6 protein-coding genes and 2 pseudogenes are annotated in these 4803 nt (G+C 36.1%); all 8 read right to left on the bottom strand.

The window, feature by feature from the left end:
- The coding region (locus HT691_RS10525; protein ID WP_031233472.1) for a hypothetical protein at positions 1 to 185 on the bottom strand (185 nt) is incomplete at its 3' end.
- 168 nt (positions 186 to 353) lie between these two features.
- The gene (locus HT691_RS10520) at positions 354 to 1967 is read right to left on the bottom strand and encodes a ribonuclease Y (RefSeq protein WP_000404950.1); all 1614 of its coding nucleotides are present in this window, start codon (positions 1965 to 1967) and stop codon (positions 354 to 356) included.
- A gap of 81 nt (positions 1968 to 2048) precedes the next feature.
- Positions 2049 to 2303: pseudogene (locus tag HT691_RS10515) on the bottom strand (recombinase family protein); the annotation flags it as partial.
- A gap of 136 nt (positions 2304 to 2439) precedes the next feature.
- Positions 2440 to 3225 carry a hypothetical protein gene (locus HT691_RS10510; protein ID WP_172925366.1) on the bottom strand — a complete coding sequence of 262 codons (786 nt, stop codon included), beginning with the start codon at positions 3223 to 3225 and terminating at the stop codon, positions 2440 to 2442.
- Positions 3226 to 3240: 15 nt separating this feature from the next.
- Complete coding sequence (locus HT691_RS10505; protein WP_000899898.1) at positions 3241 to 3381, bottom strand: hypothetical protein; 141 nt, start codon at positions 3379 to 3381, stop codon at positions 3241 to 3243.
- Positions 3335 to 3838 (bottom strand): annotated as a pseudogene (locus HT691_RS11710) (KilA-N domain-containing protein); the annotation flags it as partial. The pseudogene HT691_RS11710 and the gene HT691_RS10505, both read right to left, overlap by 47 nt.
- Before the next feature lie 346 nt (positions 3839 to 4184).
- The gene (locus HT691_RS10495; RefSeq protein WP_000924730.1) at positions 4185 to 4439 is read right to left on the bottom strand and encodes a Txe/YoeB family addiction module toxin; all 255 of its coding nucleotides are present in this window, start codon (positions 4437 to 4439) and stop codon (positions 4185 to 4187) included.
- 3 nt (positions 4440 to 4442) lie between these two features.
- Complete coding sequence (locus HT691_RS10490; protein WP_016398854.1) at positions 4443 to 4697, bottom strand: type II toxin-antitoxin system Phd/YefM family antitoxin; 255 nt, start codon at positions 4695 to 4697, stop codon at positions 4443 to 4445.
- Positions 4698 to 4803: the final 106 nt, after the last annotated feature.

The raw sequence follows: 4803 nt of genomic DNA, 5'->3' as shown, positions 1-4803 counted from the left end.
TAGATAGATGAATTGTCATGGAGCAACACCTTATCCAAAAGCTGTTCTATCATTTCGAGATTGAGAGATTGAAAAAAACTTACTTCAAGCTTGCCAATACGAATTTTAAGCAGAATATCATTTCTCTTTTTAGAATCAAAACGACGAGATTGTGGAATCTCTACAGGAACAATAGGTTGTGGCATTAAAATATCCTCCAATAGTTTTACTTTACTAATAGTATACAGGAGGTCTTCCATGAATGATAGATACCTTGTTATGACGCGCTTACAGAGTATTACACCTCAGATGCACCACATGCCCGTCGTACTTCAAAAAAACTGAAGTCAGATTTCACTGACCTCAGTTTTTTATTATTTAGCATAATCTACTGCACGAAGCTCACGAATCACGGTTATCTTGATATTTCCTGGGTAATCGAGATTGTTTTCAATTTTCTCACGAACTTTGTGAGCTAAGATTGTGACTTTGTCGTCCTTGATTTTTCCTGGATTGACCATGATACGAATTTCACGTCCTGCTTGAAGGGCAAAGCTATTTTGTACCCCTTCAAAGCCGTTCGCAATTTCTTCCAAATCATGGAGACGCTTGATGTAGCTTTCAAGAGACTCACTACGAGCACCTGGACGAGCTGCGCTCAAGGCATCTGCTGCAGCAACGATAACTGCAATGACGCTCTCAGCTTCAACATCTCCGTGGTGACTAGCAATCGTATTGACCACAACTGGATGTTCCTTGTACTTACGTGCCAATTCCATACCGATTTCAACGTGGCTACCTTCAACCTCGCGGTCAATGGCTTTTCCGATGTCGTGAAGGAATCCAGCACGACGGGCAAGAGCCGCATTCTCACCAAGCTCGCTGGCCATAATACCAGCTAACTTAGCAACCTCAATCGAATGGCGCAAAACATTTTGGCCATATGAAGTCCGGAATTGCAAGCGACCCATAATCTTCATCAAGTCTGGATGAAGGTTTGGTGCGCCAATCTCATAGGCAGCAGCCTCACCGTATTCACGGATCTTATTGTCAATCTCTTGACGGTTTTTCTCAACCAACTCTTCGATACGAGCTGGGTGGATACGACCATCCTTGAGCAACATTTCCATAGTCATACGGGCAATCTCACGACGAATCGGATCAAATCCTGACAAGGTCACCACTTCTGGTGTATCGTCGATAATCACATCGACCCCTGTCAAACTTTCAAAGGTACGAATGTTACGACCTTCACGACCAATAATGCGTCCCTTCATAGTATCGTCTGGCAGATGAACCGTTGAGTTTGTTGACTCCGCTACATATTCACCAGCGATACGTTGCATAGCTTGAACCAGGATGTCCTTGGCCATTTTGTCAGAACGTTCCTTGACCTCTTGCTCAGCTTCGCGAATACGACTGGCAATCTCCTTGGTCAAGTTTTCCTCTGTCTGTGCCAAGATAATATCTCGTGCTTCTGCCTGAGACAGAGCACCAATACGCTCTAGTTCTGCTTCTTTTTGTCTTTCGACTTCCTCTAATTGCTCTTCACGCGCATCAAGGTTTTTCGCTCTATCAGAAATACTTTGTTCTTTTTGTTCAAGTGTTTGTTCTTTACTCGTCAAATTGTCGTCCTTACGGTCAAGGCTAGTAGCTCTCTCTGTCAAACGACTTTCGATTTGTTTGAGTTCTTGACGTTCTGATTTGAATTCAGCGTCCACTTCTTCACGGTATTTTCTGGCTTCTTCTTTGGCCTCCAATAGTGCTTCTTTTTTAAGAGACTTGCTTTCACGTTTGGCTTCATTAACAAGTAAATCCACTTCACGCTCAGCTTGTCCACGTAAATTAGTTGCTTCTTGTTCAGCATTTAAAAGCATCAACTCTGCAGCTTCCTGAGATGATTTCATCTTAGCTGAGATGCTGACATATCCAATGACTAAACCAATGATGACGGCAAAAACAGCAATCGCAAGCGACATGATTTCCATGTTTTTACCTCATTTTATTGTTATTCCGAATGACATACATTCTTTTACATTCTACCATAAAAAAGTGATTTTCACAAACCTTAAATGGATATCGCTAACATCCGCATTATCACTATCATAGTTATCATTTACAGATATAAAGCGAATACCTTTTTCAAGAAATATCTTTTGTAAGTACTTTCCTGACTCGATATAATCTCTGCCGAAACGAGATAAATCTTTTACCATAATGATAGAAAACTTTCCTTTATTCAGGTCATCAATCATATTCTTAAAATTTGGTCGCTCAAAATTAGAACCACTATATCCATCATCTACATATTCATAGGATAATTCAATAGATTTCTCTTCTACCTCAAAAGCAAAAAGGATAAATTCCCCCTACACTTAAAATTTATCCCTCTTGGTAACCTCTTTTATTAATTTTTTTGATAAAGAAAACGCACATTTTATTTAACTGGTGCTGAAATATTTATAATAATATTTTTTTAGTTCTTTCTAGAATAATGATATTAAGATTTTTCATATATCTTATATATTCTTCTTCTGTGCTAGCAATCCTAATATCTTCTTTATCTAAAAAGACAACCTGATTGTTCTCTAAATCTGATTTAATTAAATCTATAATTTTATTTTGCTCATATATAAATCCTTCTAACTTAAAAAACTCGACAAATTTCTCAAATCCATTTTTACAATTATCATCATCAAAAAATAGTTCAAACCATTCACGGTAATTCTCTATAGCATAATCTATTTTTGAATTATTATTTCCCGCAAACCATTCTTTTATAGCATATAGTGTTAAATCAAAAAGATCATAATATCCTTTATAAATTCCATTCTTGATTCTAGGTTTTCCACCTCTAGCTGTATTAACGGTTTCTGATTTTCCACCACCTCTAGGGAAAAGAATGTGTCCACCTATTGTTCTTGAAATACTCAAATGATCTAAAATTATTCTGTCGTTTAATCCTGCCTTTCTTGCCCAATAAATAGAGGCTCCTATATAATCACTTGATAATAAATACTTATCCTTATCAATAAATAAAGTATAAAAATCTCCATTTCCAAAGTTTTGGCATTTATTACATACAGATGTTATTTTAAGTTTTTCTTTTGAATCATCATCAAAAAACATCTTACATAAATCATCGTACAACGCCTTACTACATACATCAGGATCCTTTCTATTATATAATGAAAAACCTTTGGGAAAATAAGGATATAAATCAAATAGATAATTTTTAAACTTCATATTTATTATTCTCCATTAAATCTTTTTAGGAAATTTAAAGTCAAATTTTCCTCCAAGCACACCCGCACTTACTCCCGCAACTACTACAAGTGTTGTACTAATTGTTCCTATTTTCTTCACGCCACTGTTTAGCTCTTTTGTTAAATAAAACAACATTGATCATATCTGCTTCACTTACATACTTGTAAGACAACTGTTCGTTGGTAAGATCTTTTAAGAGATATTCTTTGATTGCATCTGTATGAATTTTGTAGTTAATCTTAGAAATTTCTCTATTCAAATTCCAGCCTAATGATATCTTAGAATTTTAATCTGACTTAAGTCTTTTGTAATCCTGAATTACATACATCTTAAATTCAGCAGAAATACATGAAGCAAATTCAAAGGCAATATCTATATGTGCAAATGCACCACCATATCTTCCACCTTTTGAGATAATTCCGATTGCTCCAGTTTTCTCTACCCATTTCTTAGGAGACAATGTAAATGAATTATATCCAGCTTCCGATTTAATTCGGTCGAATTCGACCGAATTGAAATTCATGTTGTTTAAGCTTTTCCATAAACCAAGAAACTCAATTGTATCTTTTCTTCTCATCCAATTTTTAATTACATCACTCGATACTTATCCGAACGATAAGCTCCACGTAAGGTGTTCGCAATCGACCAAACTGCATTGACTACATTTGAAATCTGAACATCGTTCGACTGGAATATCGGTAGTTTTTCTTTAAAATTAGACATTTGCTTCCCCTGTTTTTATGATTTACAATTCTCTTCATTATACCACAAATTAAGAGTTATAAAGCGGATTCAAGGGTAAAGATCGAAGTTCATATACTAACTTTCTTTTCTGAGTTTTTGTCTTTTGTATTAGGGATTCTGTCATTTTCCAAAAAACTTTATCTTAAACTTACTAATAAAAATTTAAAAAATAAAAAGCCTACTTCGCAGTAGACTTAGTAATGATCTTTAAAGGACAAGAAAGCCACGCTATCTCCATCCATCATATAAATCAAGCGATTTTCTGCGTCGATACGACGTGACCAGGCTCCTTGGTAGTCATACTTTAGTGGTTCTGGCTTACCTATTCCTGTAAAGGGATCACGTTGAATATCCTTGATTAGTTTATTGATTCTTTTTAACGTTTTCTTGTCCTGGGTTTGCCAGTAGCAATAATCTGCCCACGCATCTTCTGTAAACTTGAGTAGCATTCATCACTCCTCAATAACATGGACCTGAGTACTTCCAGCACGAACTTGAGCCATTCCTCGCAAGACCTTGTCAGATAGTTCCTTATTTTGAACGATTCTCAGAGTTTCTTGAATACTATCCCACTCGCTCTTTGAAAGGACTACAATGTCCTCGTCTGGATTTTTATTAACCACTGTCAAAGGCTCAAATTCATCGTTTACCTTCTTCATGTAGTCCTTTAAATGATTTCGGAATGTTGAGTAAAGGACTGCTTCCATAACCATACCTCGTTTTACCTCTTTTCCACTATTATACACGAAAAGAAAGAAATTGTCAGGAACTTGTACAAGATTTTCTTTTCCATCTATTTATACTCAATGAAAA

This window comes from Streptococcus sp. 477 (assembly GCF_013277295.1).
Lineage (GTDB): Bacteria > Bacillota > Bacilli > Lactobacillales > Streptococcaceae > Streptococcus > Streptococcus pseudopneumoniae.
This window is presented reverse-complemented; position numbering and strand designations above follow the sequence as displayed.

Bases quoted from the DNA above. Each gene is read 5' to 3' on its own strand.
- HT691_RS10495 (WP_000924730.1), bottom strand. From the start codon at position 4,439: ATGCTACTCAAGTTTACAGAAGATGCGTGGGCAGATTATTGCTACTGG.
- HT691_RS10510 (WP_172925366.1), bottom strand. From the start codon at position 3,225: ATGAAGTTTAAAAATTATCTATTTGATTTATATCCTTATTTTCCCAAA.
- HT691_RS10505 (WP_000899898.1), bottom strand. From the start codon at position 3,381: ATGTTGTTTTATTTAACAAAAGAGCTAAACAGTGGCGTGAAGAAAATA.
- HT691_RS10520 (WP_000404950.1), bottom strand. From the start codon at position 1,967: ATGGAAATCATGTCGCTTGCGATTGCTGTTTTTGCCGTCATCATTGGT.
- HT691_RS10490 (WP_016398854.1), bottom strand. From the start codon at position 4,697: ATGGAAGCAGTCCTTTACTCAACATTCCGAAATCATTTAAAGGACTAC.